This is a genomic window from Streptomyces sp. NPDC058257 (assembly GCF_042881845.1).
Lineage (GTDB): Bacteria > Actinomycetota > Actinomycetes > Streptomycetales > Streptomycetaceae > Streptomyces.
The window spans coordinates 33,483-51,618 of sequence record NZ_JBHVXJ010000007.1; the positions used below are offsets into that span (position 1 = coordinate 33,483).

Annotated in this window: 20 protein-coding genes, 1 pseudogene and 2 riboswitches; of the genes and pseudogenes, 10 read left to right on the forward strand and 11 right to left on the reverse strand. The window is 71.7% G+C overall.

Translation table 11 applies throughout. The features are described from left to right. Positions 1-97 precede the first annotated feature (97 nt). A riboswitch (cobalamin riboswitch) is annotated at positions 98-316 on the reverse strand. Then, the gene (locus tag ACFVXC_RS18655) at positions 310-462 is read right to left on the reverse strand and encodes a hypothetical protein (RefSeq protein ID WP_389906510.1); all 153 of its coding nucleotides are present in this window, start codon (positions 460-462) and stop codon (positions 310-312) included. It overlaps the preceding riboswitch by 7 nt. 285 nt (positions 463-747) lie before the next feature. Between ACFVXC_RS18655 and ACFVXC_RS18660 the strand changes: the two are divergent. The 5 genes and pseudogenes from ACFVXC_RS18660 to ACFVXC_RS18680 all read left to right on the forward strand — a co-directional run. Next, a pseudogene (locus tag ACFVXC_RS18660) lies at positions 748-959 on the forward strand (enoyl-CoA hydratase-related protein); the annotation flags it as partial. Positions 960-1,052: 93 nt separating this feature from the next. Next, a riboswitch (cobalamin riboswitch) is annotated at positions 1,053-1,251 on the forward strand. A gap of 29 nt (positions 1,252-1,280) precedes the next feature. Then, positions 1,281-1,994: an energy-coupling factor ABC transporter permease gene (locus ACFVXC_RS18665; RefSeq protein ID WP_389906511.1), complete on the forward strand. Its 714-nt coding sequence runs from the start codon at positions 1,281-1,283 to the stop codon at positions 1,992-1,994. Beyond that, complete coding sequence (locus tag ACFVXC_RS18670; protein WP_389906512.1) at positions 1,994-2,368, forward strand: energy-coupling factor ABC transporter substrate-binding protein; 375 nt, start codon at positions 1,994-1,996, stop codon at positions 2,366-2,368. Before ACFVXC_RS18665 ends, ACFVXC_RS18670 begins: the two co-directional genes overlap by 1 nt. 6 nt (positions 2,369-2,374) lie before the next feature. Further along, positions 2,375-3,124: a cobalt ECF transporter T component CbiQ gene (gene cbiQ, locus ACFVXC_RS18675; protein ID WP_389906513.1), complete on the forward strand. Its 750-nt coding sequence runs from the start codon at positions 2,375-2,377 to the stop codon at positions 3,122-3,124. Next, entirely contained in the window at positions 3,121-4,035 is a 915-nt protein-coding gene (locus tag ACFVXC_RS18680) for an energy-coupling factor ABC transporter ATP-binding protein (RefSeq protein WP_389906514.1), read from the forward strand. The genes cbiQ and ACFVXC_RS18680 overlap by 4 nt, the downstream gene beginning before the upstream one ends. On the opposite strand, the gene ACFVXC_RS18685 is transcribed toward ACFVXC_RS18680, so the two are convergent. The 4 genes from ACFVXC_RS18685 to ACFVXC_RS18700 all read right to left on the reverse strand — a co-directional run bounded on the left by ACFVXC_RS18685 (position 4,024) and on the right by ACFVXC_RS18700 (position 9,299). Further along, positions 4,024-5,226, reverse strand: coding sequence for an MDR family MFS transporter (locus tag ACFVXC_RS18685; protein WP_389906909.1), 1,203 nt, complete (start codon positions 5,224-5,226; stop codon positions 4,024-4,026). The two genes, ACFVXC_RS18680 and ACFVXC_RS18685, sit on opposite strands and share 12 nt — an antisense overlap. An 89-nt stretch (positions 5,227-5,315) precedes the next feature. Continuing rightward, positions 5,316-7,142, reverse strand: a complete 1,827-nt coding sequence (locus tag ACFVXC_RS18690) for an ABC transporter permease subunit (RefSeq protein ID WP_389906515.1) — start codon at positions 7,140-7,142, stop codon at positions 5,316-5,318. A gap of 7 nt (positions 7,143-7,149) precedes the next feature. Continuing rightward, a complete protein-coding gene (locus ACFVXC_RS18695) occupies positions 7,150-8,643 on the reverse strand; it encodes an ABC transporter substrate-binding protein (protein ID WP_389906516.1) in 1,494 nt (497 codons plus the stop codon). Between the two features lie 122 nt (positions 8,644-8,765). Further along, a complete protein-coding gene (locus tag ACFVXC_RS18700; RefSeq protein ID WP_389906517.1) occupies positions 8,766-9,299 on the reverse strand; it encodes a GNAT family N-acetyltransferase in 534 nt (177 codons plus the stop codon). 161 nt (positions 9,300-9,460) lie between these two features. Between ACFVXC_RS18700 and argG the strand changes: the two genes are divergently transcribed. Then, complete coding sequence (gene argG, locus ACFVXC_RS18705; RefSeq protein ID WP_389906518.1) at positions 9,461-10,909, forward strand: argininosuccinate synthase; 1,449 nt, start codon at positions 9,461-9,463, stop codon at positions 10,907-10,909. Positions 10,910-11,172: 263 nt separating this feature from the next. Next, positions 11,173-12,213 carry an NAD(P)-dependent alcohol dehydrogenase gene (locus ACFVXC_RS18710; protein ID WP_389906911.1) on the forward strand — a complete coding sequence of 347 codons (1,041 nt, stop codon included), beginning with the start codon at positions 11,173-11,175 and terminating at the stop codon, positions 12,211-12,213. Between the two features lie 50 nt (positions 12,214-12,263). On the opposite strand, the gene ACFVXC_RS18715 is transcribed toward ACFVXC_RS18710, so the two are convergent. Then, positions 12,264-12,650 (reverse strand): hypothetical protein, encoded by a 387-nt coding sequence (locus ACFVXC_RS18715; protein ID WP_389906519.1) that lies wholly within the window; start codon positions 12,648-12,650, stop codon positions 12,264-12,266. After that, on the reverse strand, positions 12,647-13,285 hold the full coding sequence (locus tag ACFVXC_RS18720; protein ID WP_389906520.1) for a hypothetical protein: 639 nt from the start codon (positions 13,283-13,285) through the stop codon (positions 12,647-12,649). Before ACFVXC_RS18720 ends, ACFVXC_RS18715 begins: the two co-directional genes overlap by 4 nt. A 425-nt stretch (positions 13,286-13,710) precedes the next feature. On the opposite strand from ACFVXC_RS18720, the gene ACFVXC_RS18725 reads away from it, so the two are divergent. Further along, positions 13,711-14,076, forward strand: coding sequence for a hypothetical protein (locus ACFVXC_RS18725; RefSeq protein ID WP_389906521.1), 366 nt, complete (start codon positions 13,711-13,713; stop codon positions 14,074-14,076). Positions 14,077-14,116: 40 nt separating this feature from the next. On the opposite strand, the gene ACFVXC_RS18730 is transcribed toward ACFVXC_RS18725, so the two are convergent. The 4 genes from ACFVXC_RS18730 to ACFVXC_RS18745 form a co-directional block, all read right to left on the reverse strand. Further along, on the reverse strand, positions 14,117-14,377 hold the full coding sequence (locus ACFVXC_RS18730) for a hypothetical protein (protein ID WP_389906522.1): 261 nt from the start codon (positions 14,375-14,377) through the stop codon (positions 14,117-14,119). 70 nt (positions 14,378-14,447) lie between these two features. Next, on the reverse strand, positions 14,448-14,750 hold the full coding sequence (locus tag ACFVXC_RS18735) for a carboxypeptidase-like regulatory domain-containing protein (protein ID WP_389906523.1): 303 nt from the start codon (positions 14,748-14,750) through the stop codon (positions 14,448-14,450). A 10-nt stretch (positions 14,751-14,760) separates the two neighbouring features. Next, positions 14,761-15,693 (reverse strand): trypsin-like serine peptidase, encoded by a 933-nt coding sequence (locus ACFVXC_RS18740; RefSeq protein ID WP_389906524.1) that lies wholly within the window; start codon positions 15,691-15,693, stop codon positions 14,761-14,763. Positions 15,694-16,032: 339 nt separating this feature from the next. After that, positions 16,033-16,476 (reverse strand): VOC family protein, encoded by a 444-nt coding sequence (locus tag ACFVXC_RS18745; protein ID WP_389906913.1) that lies wholly within the window; start codon positions 16,474-16,476, stop codon positions 16,033-16,035. 322 nt (positions 16,477-16,798) lie between these two features. Between ACFVXC_RS18745 and ACFVXC_RS18750 the strand changes: the two genes are divergently transcribed. Further along, positions 16,799-17,188 carry a BlaI/MecI/CopY family transcriptional regulator gene (locus ACFVXC_RS18750; RefSeq protein WP_389906525.1) on the forward strand — a complete coding sequence of 130 codons (390 nt, stop codon included), beginning with the start codon at positions 16,799-16,801 and terminating at the stop codon, positions 17,186-17,188. 6 nt (positions 17,189-17,194) lie between these two features. After that, positions 17,195-18,127, forward strand: a complete 933-nt coding sequence (locus ACFVXC_RS18755) for a M56 family metallopeptidase (RefSeq protein ID WP_389906526.1) — start codon at positions 17,195-17,197, stop codon at positions 18,125-18,127. Positions 18,128-18,136: the final 9 nt, after the last annotated feature.

Sequence of the window (18,136 nt, forward strand, 5' to 3'; positions counted from 1 at the left end):
GCGGAGCGAACGCGCGCCATCGGCGCGGTGCTGCGGTACTCCACCTGATCTGTACGCCGACCCGCCCACGAGGTCACCGGGATGTCCGCACATGAGGGGTCACGTACGGGCAGCGGGCAGGTCTTCGGACTCGCGGGCACACCTGCCGAGGCAGGTTCCTACTGGCCGTCGCTTCCCGGATCCGCGCTCGGATCCAGTGCGTATGACGGCGGTCGTTCCCACTCACCGCTGCGGGGCAGTCCCGGATTCCCACCGGGTTCCCTCTTGCGACGCGTCTGCCTGGCGGGCAGGGCGAACCAGCTGCACTGGTCAGGCTAAGGGGTGGTCGGCGTCTTGGGCAGTACTGATCACATTCCGGACCGTGAGGTGAGACACGGATCCACGGAGCGGGGGACGTGAGAAGGGGAAGAAGTGCAGCCCGAGGACGCGGTCGGCACGCCGGGGCGCCATGCCCGGACGCATGGCAGGGATGGAGGAGGTGTTGGTGGCCAGGACCGCCTCGGGGTCCTGACGACCTCTTCCAGGGGGGGGCGAAGACCGCCCTCTTCGCGGCGGTGTTCTCGACGACGGCTTCGACGACAAGCTGCGGGCGGTGCCGCCACTGGACCGTGGCCGGCGATCGATGAGAACAGCAGCACCTTCGTGCCCTAACTCCTCGACTCCTCGACCATCGACGTGGCCGACGCGCGCAGCGCTCACGCGGCCGTGACGGCGGCCGGGATGCGGGCCCTGGACGCACCGGGCAGCGAGGCCCTCGCCGTCGCCGAGACCGTCGCGGGGATGTCCCCGCCCGTGGCGATGATGGCGAAGGAAGCCGTGTCCCGGGATTCGAGACGACCCTCGCGGAGGGCGTCCGCTTCGAACGCCGCCTCTTCCACGCCGTGTTCGCGACCGCTGATCAGAAGGAGGGCATGTCCGCTTTCGTCGACAAGCGACCGGCCGGTTTCACGCATTCATGAGGTCTTGGGCCTGAGGTCCGACCAGGGGCGTACGCCCCTGGTCGTGCGCGTCCCCGTGCGCCACAGCCGCGGCCGTCCCGCAAGTTGTCAGGAAACTCGGTCGCGCACTATGGTCACCACGCCTTGGTGAACGGGAAATCCGGTGTGATGCCGGTGCGGCCCTCGCCACTGTGATCGGGAAGTCCGGCTCCAGCCCTCGCGGCAGCCACTGGGTGCGAACGCATCCGGGAAGGCGGAGACCGGTCGGTATGACCCGTCAGCCAGGAGACCGGCCAAGGCGCGTTGTCCATCCACGAGGTGCTGGAGAGGGTCTGCTTAGCCATGCACATAGCCGAGGGTTTCCTCCCACCGGCGCACGCGATCGCCTGGGGCGTAGCGTCCGCGCCGTTCGTCGTCCACGGAGTCCGCTCCCTGACCCGTGAAGTCAAGGAGCACCCCGAGAGCACCCTGCTCCTGGGCGCCTCCGGAGCCTTCACCTTTGTCCTTTCCGCGCTGAAAATCCCTTCCGTCACGGGCAGTTGCTCGCATCCGACGGGCACCGGGCTCGGCGCGATCCTGTTCCGGCCGCCGATCATGGCGGTGCTCGGCACCATCACGCTGCTCTTCCAGGCCCTGCTGCTCGCCCACGGTGGGCTCACCACGCTCGGCGCCAACGTGTTCTCCATGGCGATCGTCGGGCCATGGGCCGGATACGCGGTCTACCGGCTCCTGAAGCGGTACGACGTGCCGCTCATGGTCGCCGTGTTCTTCGGCGCGTTCGTCGCCGACCTCTCCACGTACTGCGTCACCAGCGTCCAGCTGGCCCTGGCGTTCCCGGACCCGAGCAGCGGATTCCTCGGCGCCCTGGGCAAGTTCGGCGGCATCTTCGCCGTCACGCAGATCCCGCTGGCCGTCAGCGAGGGACTCCTCACCGTCCTGGTGATGCGGTTGCTCGTGCAGTCCAGCAAGGGCGAACTCACGCGGCTCGGCGTACTGCTGCAGGGCAAGCAGTCGGCAGCGACCGCGAAGAAGACGGAGACGGGGGCCAGCGCCTGATGAGCCGGAACGCGAAGATCAACATTGTGCTCCTCGTCATCGTCGCCGCGCTCGCGGTCCTGCCGGTGGCCCTCGGCCTCGGCGACGACGAAAAGGAACCGTTCGCAGGGGCGGACGCCCAGGCCGAGACCGCGATCACCGAGATCAAGCCGGACTACGAGCCCTGGTTCTCGCCGCTGTACGAACCCCCTTCCGGGGAGATCGAGTCGGCGCTCTTCGCCCTGCAGGCGGCACTCGGCGCGGGCGTCCTCGCGTACTACTTCGGTCTGCGCAAGGGGCGCCGCCAGGGCGCGGACATCGCACGGGAACAGGAAGCATCCGCGGAGCGGACCACCGACGCGGGGGGCGCCCGGCCCGAGACCGAGCAGGTCTGAGCCCGCGTGCTGCCCATCGACGCGGCGGCGCACAGCAGTCGCTGGCGCCGCCGCCACCCCGTGGACAAGGCCGTTCTCGGGCTCGGCCTCACTGTCCTCGCCGTCTCGCTGCCGCCGTGGCCCGGCGCCGCCCTGGTGCTGATCGTGGCGCTCGCCGTGCTGCTCGGGCCCGCCGGTGTGCCGCCGCGCAAACTGTGGCGGGCCTACCGCGTACCGCTCGGCTTCACCGTCACCGGAGCCCTGACCCTGGTCGTCCAACTCGGCGGAACCGAAGGGTTCGTCACGCTCGCCGACGGCGGTCCCGCGCGAGCGGGCGGTCTGCTCCTGCGCACGTCGGCGGCCTCGCTCGGCGTCCTGCTGTTCGCCTTCACCACGCCGATGTCGGATCTGCTGCCCCGTCTGGTGAAGGCGGGCGTTCCGGCGCCGGTCGTGGACGTGGCCCTGGTCATGTACCGGATGAGCTTCCTGCTCCTGGACTCCATGAGCCGGATCCGGCAGGCGCAGGCCGCTCGGCTCGGCCACACCACCCGGGCCGCCACCTGGCGCTCACTCGGCTCCCTGGGGGCCACCGCGTTCGTGCGGGCCTTCGACCGGGCGACCCGGTTGCAGGCCGGGCTCGCCGGACGCGGCTACGACGGAACCCTGCGCGTCCTTGTGCCCGAAGCCCGGATCTCCCGCGGGTTCGTGGCTGCCAGCGCGGCACTCCTCACGGGCCTCGCGGTCCTCACCCTCGTACTGGAGAGGCTCCTTCCATGAGCGACCCGAGCGACCTGAGCGACCCGAGCGAGCCGAGTGCTCCTCGCGAGCGAGAGCCGGGCGCGTCCTTGGTCGCTCTGCGCGCTGCTTCCTACGCGTACGAAGAGGGGCCGACCGTGCTCAGCGGCCTCGACTTCGATGTCACCGAGGGACGCGCTCTCGCGCTGCTCGGGCGCAACGGCAGCGGCAAGACCACCCTCATGCGGCTGCTGAGCGGCGGACTCCGCCCGGACCAGGGCGGGTTGAGCGTCGCGGGTGTCCCCGTGACGTACGACCGCCTGGGTCTGACCCGGTTGCGCACCACCGTCCAGTTGGTCGTCCAGGACCCCGACGACCAGCTGTTCGCCGCCTCGGTGGAGCAGGACGTGTCCTTCGGACCGCTGAACCTCGGGCTGCCCGACGCCGAAGTCCGGGCGCGGGTCGCCGAGGCGCTCGCCGCGCTCGACATCGGCGCCCTGGCGGACCGCCCCACCCATCTGCTCTCCTACGGCCAGCGCAAGCGGACGGCCATCGCGGGTGCCGTGGCGATGCGCCCCCGCGTACTGATCCTCGACGAGCCGACCGCCGGACTCGACCCGGACGGCCAGGAGCGGCTCCTGACCACCCTGCAAGGACTGCGGGACGCGGGGACGACCGTGGTCATGGCCACCCACGACGTGGATCTGGCCCTCCGCTGGGCCGACGACGCGGCGCTGCTCACCCCTTCGGGAGTGCGCACAGGGCCGGTCGCGGAGATGCTCGCCCAACGGGATCTCCTGGCGCAGGCGGGACTTCGGCTGCCGTGGGGGATCGCCGTCTCGGAGCTGCTGCGGACGAAGGGCCTGCTGGAAGGGGACGGCGACGGGCCGCGCACACCGGAGGAGCTGGCCGCCCTCATGGCTCCGGCGATGCCCGGTGCGTCAGCCGGTTGACGGGGCCGGGGCGCGGCTGCGACGGGGCAGGAGTGCCACGGCCAGGAGCGGGATCGCGGCGAGCGCGAGCCACGGGGCCCAGGGCGGAAGGCCGGCGTCGAGGAGCGAGCCGGTCGCGGCGCTGCCCGCGAGGACGATCAGGCCGGAGACCGAGGACAGGGCCCCCGTGTAGAGGCCGAGCCTGCCGTCGGGAGCGAGGTCGGGGACCCAGGCGCGGGCGGCCGGTGCGACCAGCATCTGGCCGAGGGTGAGGAGGACGACGAAGACGGCGGCGGGCAGCAGCCCGGCGACACCGGTCCAGGCGGTCGGGCGCGCGAGGGCCACGACGGCGAATCCGACGGAGATGAGCACGAGCCCGGCCGTCATGGAGCGCCGCAGATCGAGCCGGTCCGCCGCCCAGCGGGTGACCGGCAGCTGCGCGCTCACCACAAGGAGCGAGGAGAGGGCGAAGAGCCAGGCCAGCGGCGCCTGCGACCCGGCCGTGCGCTCCACCTCCTGTGGGAGCGCGAGATAGAGCTGGTTGTACGCCAGGAGATAGGCGCCGTACGCACCGCACACCGCCAGGAAGCGGCGGTTGCGCAGCATGTCGTGCACGCCTCCCCGTACGCGGGTCCGCTCCCGCCCCGGTATGCGCTGGGGCAACAGCCACAGGTGCCCGGCCAGTACGAGGACGAAGACCCCGGATCCGGCGAGGCAGACAGTGCGGAAGTCGACGGAGAGCAGCAGCGCGCCGAGGAGCGGACCGACGAACGCGCCGGCCTGGCCCGCCACGGTGAGCAGGGCCAGGACGCGGGTACGCGGGCCGCGCCCTGCCTCCTCCCGGAGCACCGCCTGCCGGGCGACCTCGGATTCGACGGCGGGCGAGAACAGGGCGGCGGCGAAGCCGATCAGGAGTACCGCGCCGATGACCGACCACGTCTGCTGCGCGTAACCGAGCCAGGCGAAACCGGCGATCCGCAGCAGGCAGCCGGTGAGGACGACGGGCCGCACGCCGTAGCGGTCGGTCAGGGCGCCGCCCACGACGAAGAGCCCCTGCTGGCTGAACGTCCGCAGGCCGAGTACGAGGCCGACCAGCCAGCCCGCCATGCCGATCGCCGCGCCCAGGTGCTCCGCCAGGAAGGGCAGGACGAGGAAGAAGCCGATGTTGAAGGCGAGTTGGGTCAGGATCAGCAGTCGGAGCAAGGGGGACAGGCTCGACCAGGTGCGCTCGCGGCGCGGACGTTTCGTGGTCCGGGTCCGGGTCCGGGTCCGTGGCGGGGCGGGAAGGGGCGGTTCCCGCTTCACCGGGCAGCCGCCCCGGCCGTGCTCAACTCGCGTTCAGGAGGCCGCACGTCGCCCGCGGTGAGCGCACGGTCGGGCCGACGCCTCCGCCGCAGCCACCGAGGAACCGGCACGCCGCCCGCCGCCGTCACCGCGAGGGCTCCCAGGAGGGCGAGCGCGGCTGCCGGGGCGAGCAGTGCCCAGGGGGCGCGTTCGGCGTAGGGCTGGCTCTCCGCGAGGAGGAGACCCCACTCGGGGGACGGGGGCTGGGCGCCGAGGCCGAGGAAGCCCAGGGCCGCAAGGGCCAGCGCGACGCCGGGGAGTCGAAGGAGCGCGTGGCGGGTGACGGGCGGCAGGACCGCCGGCAGCAGATGGCGCCTGAGCCGGTGCCGACGGCCCGCGCCCAGACTCCGGGTCGCCGCCAGGTGGAGGGTGGCGCGCTCCTGGAGGAGCAGGGCTGCGGTGTGGGCGGACAGGGGGACCCAGGCGACGGCGGCCACCGCGATGGCGGGGGTGGCCGCTCCACTGCCCGCGACACCGGTGACGAGGAGGCCCGCGAGCGTCGGCGGTAGGGCGTTGAGCGTGTCGAGGAGAGGCCCGGAGAACCGGGGCAGGAGACCGAGCAGGACACCGGCCACCAGGGCGAAGGCGCTGATCCCCAGGGCCAGGGCGAGGGTGTGGAGCGCGCCGTGCCCGACCCGGGCGAGGACGTCACGGCCCAGTGCGTCCGTGCCGAACGGGTGCGCCCAGGAAGGCGCCTGGAGCCGGGCCGCCGTGTCCAGGGCGAGGGGATCCCGGGTCAGGCTGAGCAGGATGATGCCCAACAGCACCCCGCCGTACAGGAAGGGCAGCCGGCTCGGCGCGGGTGGCGCCGGGCTGTGCAGGGTCGGCAGGGCGCCGTCGCGCAGGGCGGGACCGCTCGTGAGCCGGGCCGCGAGGCGGAAGAGACCGCCCGCCACGGCGGCGAGCAGCACGAGGGCGAGAGCACCTGCCTGAAGGACGGGCAGATCCTGTGCCACCGCGGCCTGCAGAGTGGAGCGGCCGAGCCCGGGAATGTCGAAGATCTGCTCCACCGCGACCGCGCCACCGGTCAGGCCCACGAGGAACAGGCCGAGGTTCGGCAGCAGGCCGGGTACGCAGCGGCGCAGCGCCTGCCACGCGATGCGTCCGCTCGGGATGCCACGGGCCGCGGCGGCCCGCGCCCAGGGTTCGGCGAACGCCCCGGGCAGCAGGTCGTCGAGGAGCCGCCCGAGCAGCGCCCCGGCCGGCAGACCGAGCGATACGGCGGGCAGCACCATCCACTGGGGCCCGTACCAGCCGAGGGCGGGCAGCAGGCCCAGATGCACGCCGACCACGGTGGCGAGCACCGAGGCGATCAGGAACTCGGGCAGCGCGGCAAGGACCGCAGCGCCGCCGCCGGAATGATGGCGCCCGGCCAGCCGACGGCGGGGGCCGAGCCACAGCGTGCGGGCGCACACCGCGCCCGCCGTGACGACGGCCACCACCAGCGCCACGGACATGAGGAGCAACGAGACGCCCAGGGACTGCACGACGGAGGGCAGGACCGCTTCGCCGGAGATCCACGATCGCCCCGCGTCCCCGTGCAGCAGCCCGTCCGTCCACTGGCCGAGCAGATGCAGCGGGCCCTCGTCGAGGCCGAGTTCGGCGCGGATGGACGCCAGGACCTCGGGGGTGGGGGTGCGCTCGGCGGCCCGGGCCTTGAGCACGGTGAGTGCCGGGTCGGTGCGTGAGAGCCAGGGCAGCAGGCCGATTGCGCACAGCAGCGCCGCGGCGATGGCCACGCGCCAGAGCAGCGCCGGTCCGCCCGTTCGGGTGAGGCTGCGCACGCGGCTCTCAGCGCCTCGTGCCAGTGCCGACCAGCGTCCGCTCGTACGGGTCGAGGATCTCGCCGCGCACCGAGCCGCCGACGCCCGTGATGATCCGCTGGTGGACCAGCGGTACGACGGCGTCGGTGCCGAGGATCGCGGCCTCGGCGGCCATGGTCGCGTCCTGCCGCTTCGCCGTGTCGGCCGTGTTCTCGGCCTTCTTCACGGCCCTGTCCACCGATGAGTCGCACAGCAGCGAGAGGTTGTAGCTGCCGTCGCAGGTGTAGTCGCTGGCGAGGACCGACACGGGGTCGCCGGTGTCGAGCATGGTGTTGCGGGCGCCGACGAACGCGTCGAACTTCCCGGCCAGTGCGTCGCCTTCGATGCGGGAGGACTCACGGACCTCGAGCGTCACCTTGAATCCGGCCCTCTGAAGCTGCTGCTTGAGCACCTGGGCGACCTCCGGCAGCTCGGGCCGGTTGTCGTACGTGGCCAGGGTGATCGACTTCCCGGCGGGTGCCGTGGCCCGTGCCTGCCCCTCGGGCTTGTCGCGCTTTCCGTCGGCCCAGGTCAGGGCGGGGCCGAAGATGCCCTTGCCGGTGTCGGCGTGGCCCTCGTACACGTCCTTGGCGAGCGCGGACGTGTCGATCGCGGCGCGGGCGGCGGCGCGCAGGCCGGGGTCCTTGAAGGCGCCCTTCTCGGTGTTGAGCTGGAGCGCCGTGGTGCGTGCCGTTGCGGTCTCGCGGCCGTGGCCCTTGTCGAGGGACGCGGCCTGGGAGACGGGGACGGCCTCGGCGATGTCCACGTCGCCGGTGCGCAGCGCGTTCGTGCGGGCGGTGCCGTCGGCGATGAACCTCGCGTCGACGCCGGACGCCTGGGCGCGACCGTCCCAGTAACCGTCGAAGCGGTCGAGGGTGGCCGCGGTGGCGCCGGTGGTCCTCGTGAGCTCGAAGGGTCCCGTGGCGGTGCCGACCGGACTGACCTTGTGGCCCTTCTCGTACGCCTTCGCGGAGAGCACGGCGAGGCCGGGGCTCGACAGGCGCAGCGGAAGCGCCGGGTCCGGGTCGGCGGTGGTGATCCGGACCCTGTCGTCGCCGACGGGCTCGGCGGTGAGAGCCGCCCCCGACAGGGCGGCCGTGACGGGCTTGGCCTCCGCCGCGTGGGTCAGGGCCGACGAGACCGCGGCAGGGGTGACCCGGGTGCCGTCCTGGAAGTCGGCCTGGCGCAGGGTGAACAGCCAGTCGCGGTCGCTCTCCTGTTTCCAGGACGCGGCGAGCGCGGGGGCGGCGGTGCCGTTCGCGTCCAGCTTGGTCAGGCCCTCGGTGACGCCGAGACGGCTGAGGAGTGTGGCGTCGGCGCCGTACGGAGAGAAGTTCTCGGAGGGTGGGAAGGCCAGCGCGACCTTGAGCCTGGCACCGCCTCCGGTGTCGCCCGGCGAGTCGTTCCTGCTGGCGAAACAGCCGGCGAGCAGGGGAGCGACGAGCAGTCCTGCTATGAGGGGGCGGTGGCGGACGGAGCGCATGGTCCTCGTTCTCGGGGTGGTGTGTGTCCGTAAGTGCGGCAGCAGCCACCGAGGTTATATGACAACCATTTCCATTACGGGTGGAGGGTGTGGCTGAGCCGCGTCCGGGGAGTGTCGGGGGGTCAGGGGCGCATCGGCACTTCGAAATGCACGACGCGCGATTCGCCGGAGTCCTCGCGCTCGTCGTGCACGATCTTTCCCAGTGAGCGCCAGAAGCCTTCGGCGCCGGTCACCGCGGGGTCGGTGTGCAGATACACGGACCGGTACCCGCCGTCCGCCGCGGCGAAATCAAGGAGCTCGCCGACCAGTCGCCGGGCCAGGCCGCGCCGCCGGTGCTCGGCGCGTACGTAGACGCGCCGCAGCTGCGCCGTCTCGCCCGAGGGGAAGCGTTCGGCGATCCAGCCGGGGTTCGGCGGATGCGCCGGGCCGCGTGAGTCGAGCGCGGCTGTGGCGGCGACCGACCCGTCCTGCTGGTCCACCGCGACGAGCAGTGTGTGGCGGGCCGGGCTCAGGTACGCGCCGTCGAGGTCGATGATGTCGGCGTGCCAGCGCGGCACGTACCCCGTGCCGAAGTCGTGGTAAACGGTGTCGAGCATGACGGCTCGTGCGGCGTCGAGGTCGTCGGCGGTGGTCGTTCTGATGCGGTATTCGTGCACTTGCACATCCTAAGCATTAGGCCGGTACGGCCCGTCGTTCGCATTGGTGGGTACGGCCTGCCGTCGGCGGCGTTGCTCGGCGCCTCAGCCGTCGCGGCCCGATTTGGCTGTCCTGGGCGACCAACGTTGCATGGTCATGCGAAGTCATGCATACTCTTCCTATGTCCAAGGTCCTCACCTCCCTGCCCACCGGCGAGCGCGTCGGCATTGCCTTCTCCGGCGGTCTCGACACCTCCGTCGCCGTCGCCTGGATGCGTGACAAGGGCGCCGTCCCGTGCACGTACACCGCCGACATCGGCCAGTACGACGAGCCCGACATCGCCTCCGTGCCCGGCCGTGCCTCGGCGTACGGCGCCGAGATCACCCGCCTCGTCGACTGCCGAGCCGCGCTGGTCGAGGAAGGCCTTGCGGCGCTTGCCTGCGGCGCGTTCCACATCAGGTCGGGCGGTCGCCCCTACTTCAACACCACGCCGCTCGGCCGTGCCGTGACCGGCACGCTCCTGGTGCGGGCGATGCTCGAGGACGGGGTGCAGATCTGGGGCGACGGCTCCACCTTCAAGGGCAACGACATCGAGCGGTTCTACCGGTACGGGCTGCTCGCCAACCCGTACCTGCGGATCTACAAGCCCTGGCTGGACGCGGACTTCGTCACGGAGCTCGGCGGCCGCAAGGAGATGTCGGAGTGGCTGGTCGCGCACGAGCTGCCCTACCGGGACTCGACGGAGAAGGCGTACTCCACGGACGCCAACATCTGGGGCGCCACGCATGAGGCCAAGACCCTTGAGCACCTCGACACCGGGCTCGAGACGGTCGACCCGATCATGGGTGTGCGGTTCTGGGACCCGTCGGTGGAGATCGACACGGAGGACGTGACGATCGGATTCGACCAGGGCCGCCCGGTCACGATCAACGGCAAGGAGTTCGCCTCCCCGGTCGACCTCGTCATGGAGGCCAACGCGGTCGGCGGGCGGCACGGCCTCGGCATGTCCGACCAGATCGAGAACCGGATCATCGAGGCCAAGAGCCGCGGCATCTACGAGGCGCCCGGCATGGCCCTCCTGCACATCGCCTACGAGCGCCTGGTCAACGCGATCCACAACGAGGACACCCTTGCCGCGTACCACAACGAGGGCCGGCGCCTCGGACGGCTGATGTACGAGGGCCGCTGGCTGGACCCGCAGGCGCTGATGATCCGTGAGTCGCTGCAGCGCTGGGTCGGCGCGGCCGTCACCGGCGAGGTGACCGTGCGGCTGCGGCGCGGCGAGGACTACTCGATCATCGACACCCAGGGCCCGGCGTTCAGCTACCACCCGGACAAGCTCTCCATGGAGCGGACCGAGGACTCGGCGTTCGGCCCGGTGGACCGGATCGGCCAGCTCACCATGCGCAACCTGGACATCGCCGACTCGCGTGCGCGGCTGGAGCAGTACGCGAGCCTCGGCCTGGTCGGCTCCGGCCACCCGACCCCGATCGGTGCCGCGCAGGCCGCGTCGACCGGTCTGATCGGCGCCATGGACGGCGGCGGCGCCGAGGCGATCGCCTCGCGCGGCGAGGTCACGGAGGAAGAGTCGATGCTGGACCGTGCCGCGATGGAGTCCGGCACGGACTGACACCGCGCACCGGTCGTACGTACGCACCACGACAACGGGCCCCGGCGGACTTGATCCGCCGGGGCCCGTTGTCGTGTGCTCCGAGAGGCTTCGAGGCCGTCCTCGAACGGCAGGGATGTCCCAGTGGGCCACATGTCCCATTGGGACATGGTGAGGAGTACAGTCGGATGCGTGAGCGCCGGGGGGATCCAAGCGCACAGAACGAAGAACGAGAAGAGGCATCCCAGATGTCAGCGCAAGAACGCCCCGCCGTGCCGAGCGAGATGAAGGCCGTCCAGTACCGCAGCGTCGGCGCCGCCCCCGAGGTGGTCACCGTCCCGCGCCCGGAGCCGGGTCCCGGCCAGGTACTCCTGAAGGTCACCGCCGCGGGCGTCTGCCACTCCGACATCGCTGTGATGAGCTGGCCCGCCGAGGCGCTGACCTTCCCACTGCCGCTCACCCTCGGCCATGAGGGCGCGGGGACGGTCGCCGCACTGGGCGAGGGCGTCACCGGCTTCGAGGTCGGCGACTCCGTGGCCGTCTACGGCCCCTGGGGCTGCGGGGCCTGCCTGATGTGCGCGCAGGGCAAGGAGAACTACTGCGTGCGCGCCGACGAGCTCGGCATCCGCCCGCCCGGGCTCGGGGCGCCCGGCGCCATCGCCGAGTACATGATCGTGGACGACGCGCGCCATCTGGTCCCGCTCGGCGACCTCGACCCGGTGACCGCTGTGCCGCTCACCGACGCGGGCCTGACCCCGTACCACGCCATCAAGACCTCCCTGCCCAAGCTGGCCCCCGGCAGCACCGCCGTGGTCATCGGCACCGGAGGCCTCGGGCACGTCGCCATCCAACTGCTGCGCGCGCTGACCCCGGCACGGGTGATCGCCCTGGACGTCACCGAAGAGAAGCTGCGCCTTGCCCACAAGGTCGGCGCCCACGAGACCGTCCTGTCGGACGAGCACGCGGCGGCGAAGGTCCGCGAGTTGACCGGGGGCCTCGGCGCCCACGCCGTGTTCGACTTCGTCGGCGCGCCGCCCACCATCGCCACGGCGACCGCCTGCGCCGCGGTGGAGGCGGACATCACCATCGTCGGCATCGGCGGCGGGGTCGCGTCCGTCGGCTTCGGCACGACTCCCTACGACGCGGCGGTCCGCGCCCCTTACTGGGGCAGCAGGTCCGAGCTGATCGAGGTCCTCGACCTGGCACGCTCCGGCGTGATCGACGTCCACGTGGAGACGTACGCCCTGGACGACGCACCCAAGGCGTACGAGAACCTGCACGAGGGCCGGATCAGCGGCCGGGCGGTCATTCTCCCCAACGGCTGACCCGGGTCGGGCCAAGGCGGTGGCGCACCGTCGCGCCGACTGCCTCGTGCCTAGACGCGCAGCAGTTGTTCCACGGATTCGCGGTACTGCCGCAGAGCGAGGCGCAGTTCTTCCGTCTGCGCCTCGCTGTCCTGGCCCTGCCAGCTTGTGCGCAGGGTGCGCCGCCGTTCCGCGAGGGTTTCGGTCAGATGCCTGACGGCGTCGTCGAAGAGGCTGTCGGCCTCACTCACCGCCTGGCGGGGATCGTCGACGAAGGCGCTGAGGGCCTGTTGGAGCCGCAGGCCGAGCTTGTCCCGTTCGTCCCGCGGGAGCAGTTCGGATTCGGGGGCGGACTCGGTGACCGGCGGGATGGGGGTGACGGGAGTGACGGCAGCGGGTGCGGGGGAGCCGCTGCCCGTGACCGGCTCGTGCGGTGTGAGGTGCTTGGCGTCCGTCATGATGTGCCGCTTCCCTTCGCGTGACGTCGGGTCAGTGCCCACGGTGCGTGGCCGCGGTCGGCGGGGGACTGCCGGCTGTTCTGGGGCGAGCGGTTCCGGTTCGAGTCGACCGCGTGCTCGGAGGTCAGGGCCTCGAAGAGGTGTCGGGCCTCGACCATGGCCTCGCGCAGTTCCTCGGTGCCGCCCTTTTTATATGCCGCCGTGTGCACGCTGCGGTAGCCGTGGACGGAGTGGGCGTGGTGCACGGAGAGCGCGGCCACCTGCTCGTCGAAGCGCTCGCCGTCGGGGAAGCCCCGGTCCCTGGCCAGGCGGGCGAGGAGCGCGTCGGCCTCGGCGATCGCCTGCTGCGGTGATTCGACGAACTGCTCCTGGACACCGGCCCATTGAGCCAGGTACCGCTCACGCGCGCCGGGCGGCAGGGGCTCGGCCTTGATGGAGCCGTGAAGTCGTACACGGTCACGGAGCTCTTGCTCGGCTGCCCGTACGTCGCCGTCGTGGCGGGCGACTGTGTGGTCGTACTCTGGTCCGAAGCGGTTCTTCAGGCCGCGTCCGCCGCCTCGGGCTCGCCGCAGTCCGACGATGAGGACGGCGGCTGCCGCAATGACGACCACGGCGATGATGACGGCGGTGATCATGGCTGCCTCCCTTTGTCTCGTGGTCCGTTCGGCGCCGGGGCCGGCCGATGGGCGCCCACGCGACGTGGACACCGATCGGGGCGTCTGTGATCAGCGGTCGAACGGCTGGTTGTGGGTTCGCATGGCAGCCGAGTACCCCCATGTTCGGCAATCAGTCGACTGAGGAGCGGTCCGCCCGCGGGCAGGGCCGGTCCGACCGCTGTTCAGGAAGCGCCGAAGGCACGTTCGAGCGGCCGGACCGGGCGAACGGCGCCCCCGCACACCTGCCTGCCGGCCCGCCCGCAGACACGCCCACACTGCGGATGCCGCCGGATCCGCAGCGTCGGATGACATGCTGAAACGACTGGCCAGGTCTTGACCGCAGTAGGGCGAGCGCCGCTGGAACCCGGGCCACGCCAAGGAACCACGCGAAGGACAAGAACGACGTGCTGACCGTGCTGGTCCTCGCCGCCGAACACCGCGCCAGTGACTTGATCCCGCAGATCGAGACCGTCCCGGGCGTGTACGTCATCTCCCATGCGGACGACAGTTTCCTCGCGCTCGCACGGGCCCGCGCCCTGCTGCCCGACGTCCTGGTCATCGACCTCAGCGCCCGCTTCGCGGGCGACGCCGCCACGGTCATCGACCAGGCCCGCCGACTCGAACCGCCCAGCCACATCCTGGTCCACGCGGGCGACGCCGTGGTGGGGACCGTTTCGCCCACCGGAGCGGTCGGCCCCGGGCAGGACGACTCACCGCAGGGCCTGGTGCACACGCTGACACGGCTCGCCGCCGAAGCCCCGCCGCTGTGACCGGACCGGTGCTCCGGCCGAGCCGGGCCGGGCAGCCCCGCTACAGATCCGCGACCCGCGCCGAGAGCCCGTAGTCAAGCTCGGAGCCGTCCACGAGGAGCGCCTCGACGGTGCGGGTCCCGGGGTCGATGTCTGCCTCCATCCCGTCGCCCGTGTACCGGGGGAAGCCGGAGGCTCCGGTCTCGCCCGTGGCCGCCACGACGGCCGAGCGCAGGGCGTCGCGGGCATCGGTCGTACTCTCGCCGTTCCCCGAGAACTCGGGCACCAGCAGGATCTCGAAACGCTGCGGGACAGTGTTCATGCTCGCGACGCTAGACAGGAGTGGCGCACCACGCATGTCCACCGCTGCCGCGCGGTGCCGCACGCGCCCCTCATCCGAGGATCAGCTCGACCCGCAGCGGCCCCGGAAGGGCGGCCTGTGCCGTCGGATCGACGCGGACGGTGGCCTCGGCCGTGCCGGGCGGGCCCGAGAGAGGGTCCGCCCGGCAGGTGAGCGTGTACACGCCCGTCGTGGGGGCGCTGAGGGAGAACCGTCCCTCGGCGTCCGTCAGGGCAGCGATGTCCGGCAGGGGCTGGGGCCCGTCGGTGAACAGGACGTGGGCGCCCGTCACCGGGTTGCCCGACGCGTCGCGGACGACGCCGGTGATCTCCACTGCGGACCTGCTGCCGTTCATCGGGGTGAGCTCACGCCTTCCACGCCACGTAGTTGTTGAAGACCGGGGTGGTGAACCGGGTTCCCGAGTTCACCCGCGAGCCGCCGTAGGCGTGGATGCCGAAGCCGTAGCGGCCGGTGCTGTCGATGCGGTAGACGGAGCTGCCGCTCTGCCCGCCGGCGGTGTCGATGTCGTAGTACACCTTGCGTGGGGCGACCGAGTCGATCCCGCGTGCCGCGTACCACTGCGTCCCTGACGGCTTGTCGCCTGGGTAGCCGGAGATGTTGCCGGTGGTCTTGAGCAGGTCCGAGTCGGACCAGACGCCGAAGCCGAACCAGCCCGTGGTGGCGCCGATGTTGGAGGGCGTGATGATGGCGCCGTAGTCGAAGTTCTCGTCGCCGTTGTCCGTCCAGCCGGTCACGGAGCGGAAGCTGGTGCAGGTGATGCTGCCATAGGGCAGGGAGGCGGCGTTGCGCCCCGGCATGACCTGAATGCTCTTCACCCAGCCGTCGCGGCCCGCCACACCGCTGCCCTTGATGTAGACGACGTGCCCTGCCGTGGCGAGGGTGTGCGGGCCCAGGAGCCAGCCGGTGCCCTGGTAGAGGGTGTTGTCGCGGGCGGTGATCAGCAGGTAGCAGTGCACCCGCCATGGATACACGCTGGTGTCATTGATCTTTACGCGGTCGTCGGGGCCGTGCACGGTCTCGGGAGCCAGCGGCGGTGGGCCGTAGGACGCCTCTCCGATGTCGGGGAGCGTGGCGGTCGGGGCCGTCCAGGCCTCCGGTGCGAAGTGGTCAGGGCGCCGGTAGCCCTCGACGTTCTCCAGGCCCTCACCCATCGACTGCTGGGCCTGGCCCTCTGTCCCCTCGGAGGGCGGCTGCAGGACCGCTTCCTGCTCGGCGGCCAGGGACTGGGCTCCGTCGTGCGGCTCGTTCGTCACTGGGGTGTGCGGATCTTGCGCCATTCTGGATCACCCGGCTTCTCTTGGAGCTGCGATGTGATGCCTCTCAGGTCGCTGCGGCCGCAACGTTTTAGCGTCGGTTCCCCTTCTTACTGCCGCCGGACAAGAGCGGCAATGAGCCTTTTGCGCCGTCCCGTAGCGGGTGCGCATGTCTTCCGTACGGGTGCCGCGTGTGTCAACAAGGCGGCTCCCGGGGACCGTACGACACACAGGGCGTCAGCTTGCCCCGCCGCCTCACGGCGAGCGGCCCGGTCCAGGTCTCAGCGGTCACGGCCACACACCCGTGCCCCGCCCGCTGCGGGAGCGGGCGGGGCACGATGCCTCAATCACGTCTCCATGGAGCTACGGGCGGACGTAGGGCCGCGTCATGATCTCCATGTTGTGGCCGTCCGGGTCGGCGAAATACGCCCCGCGACCGCCGAACAGCCGGTTGATCCGGCCGGGTTCGGTGTGGTTGGGGTCGGCGTAGTACGTGACCCCGACCGCCTCCAGGCGGGCGATCATGGCGTCGAACTGTTCGTCGGGCACGAGGAACGCGTAGTGCTGCGGCTGGATGTGCTCGTCGCTCGGCGCGTAATAGTCGAGCGTCACGCCGTTGCCGAGATCGACGGGCAGGAACGGCCCGAACGGGGCGCCGACCTTCAGGCGGAGGATCACGGCGATGAACTCGGCCGACAGCCGCCGGTCCTTGGCGAAGACGGCGGTGTGGTTCAACTGGACCGTCGTGACAGGTGAATTGGGCGTGCCAGGTGAACTGGGGTCGTACGGATGCTGCTCGCGCGGCATGGGTGACGTCATGGGCGATGTCTCTTCCGGGTCTTGGGTTCCACTGAAGGTGCGCCGCATGGGGCGCGGGGAGGTAAGGCGGAAGAGGGGACGGCGGGGATCTGGCCCGCCTCGCGCTCACGCCGAGGCCGGATGCCTCACTCGTACGTGGCCCATGGCCGACCCGGCAGTCACCTGAGTGACCTTAATGCGCGCTACGAGGCGGAGCAATGCTGTTTTTATCGGGCCCCGCTGTCATGGTGGGGTCAAGGGGTGGCGGCTTGCCCCTGGGCCGGGCGTTAGCCTCGTCCTTTGACGGCGAGGCAGCGGAAGGGAGACGGGCGTGGCGGAGCAGGAGCGGCGTTCCCGGCGGCGGGGGCAGGGTGAGCTGGAGGCGCAGGTCTTCTCGGCCCTGCGTGAGGCGGAAGGCCCCGCGACAGCGGGCTGGGTGCAGGAGCGGCTCGGCAGCGACCTGGCGTACACGACGGTCGTGACGATCCTCACCCGACTCCTGGACAAGGGTGCGGTGACCCGTGAGCGCGCGGGCCGCTCCTTCGCGTGGACGCCGTCGTCCGACGAGGCGGGTCTCGCGGCACGCAAGATGCGCAAGGTGCTGGACGGCGAGCGCGACCGGGAGGCGGTTCTGGCCAGTTTCCTCACCGCGCTGCCGCCCGGGGACGAGCAGCTGCTGCGGGAGTTCCTGCGGCAGGCCGAAGCGGAGAAGGACGTCTGAACCGTCATGGGGATGTTCGTCCTGCTGCCCCTGGTCCTTCCGCTGACGGCCTGGCCGGTCGCCCGGCTCGCCGAGCAGCGCCTGCACCCGCGGACCGCCACCCGGCTGCTCACGACGGTCGCCGCGGTCATGGCGCTCTGCAGCACTCTGTGCCTGGGCCTGCTGATGGTCGTCGGCACGGCTCAGCTGCCCGGTAACCCGCTGCCGGACGGCTGGTCGGACCCCGAGGTGCGCGCCGCCGTCCCGTACGACGAGGTCGCCGGGCGCCTTGCCATTCCCGGGCTGCTCGCCGTGGCCGTCGCGTGCGGCAGAACACTGTGGCGCCACCGTCAGGTACGCCGCCGCGCCCACCAGGCGCTGGCCGGGCTCCCCGGCACCGCCGTCGCGGTCCTGCCCGACGACGAGCCCTACGCGTACGCGCTCCCCGGCGGCGTCCGCGACCGGGTCGTGGTCACCACCGCCCTTCTCGACTGCCTCGCCCCCGCGGAGCGCCGCGCCCTGTTCGCCCATGAGCGCGCGCACCTCGCGACCCGGCACCACCGCTATCTCCTTGCCGTGCAGCTGGCCGCGCGCGCCAATCCGTTCCTGCGCCCGCTGCGCACGGCCGTGTCCTACACCACCGAGCGGTGGGCGGACGAGGACGCGGCCCACGCCGTCGGCGACCGCAGAACCGTCGCCCGCGCGATCGGCAAGGCGGCCCTCCACTCCCGGGGCGCCCCGGCCCCGACCCTCGCCGGACTCGCAGCGCCGGGACCCGTACCGCGCCGGGTCGCGGCCCTCCTCGGCCCTGCGCCCGCCGCGCGCACCTGGCCGTCCCTGTTCACCTCGGTGGGGCTCGCGGCCTGGGCGGCCGCCGCGGGGGCTGTGGCTTCCGCCATGTCGTCGGCGAACTCCGCCGTCACGATGGTCCTCATCCTGCACGCGGCCACCCCGCTCTAGACCGACAGG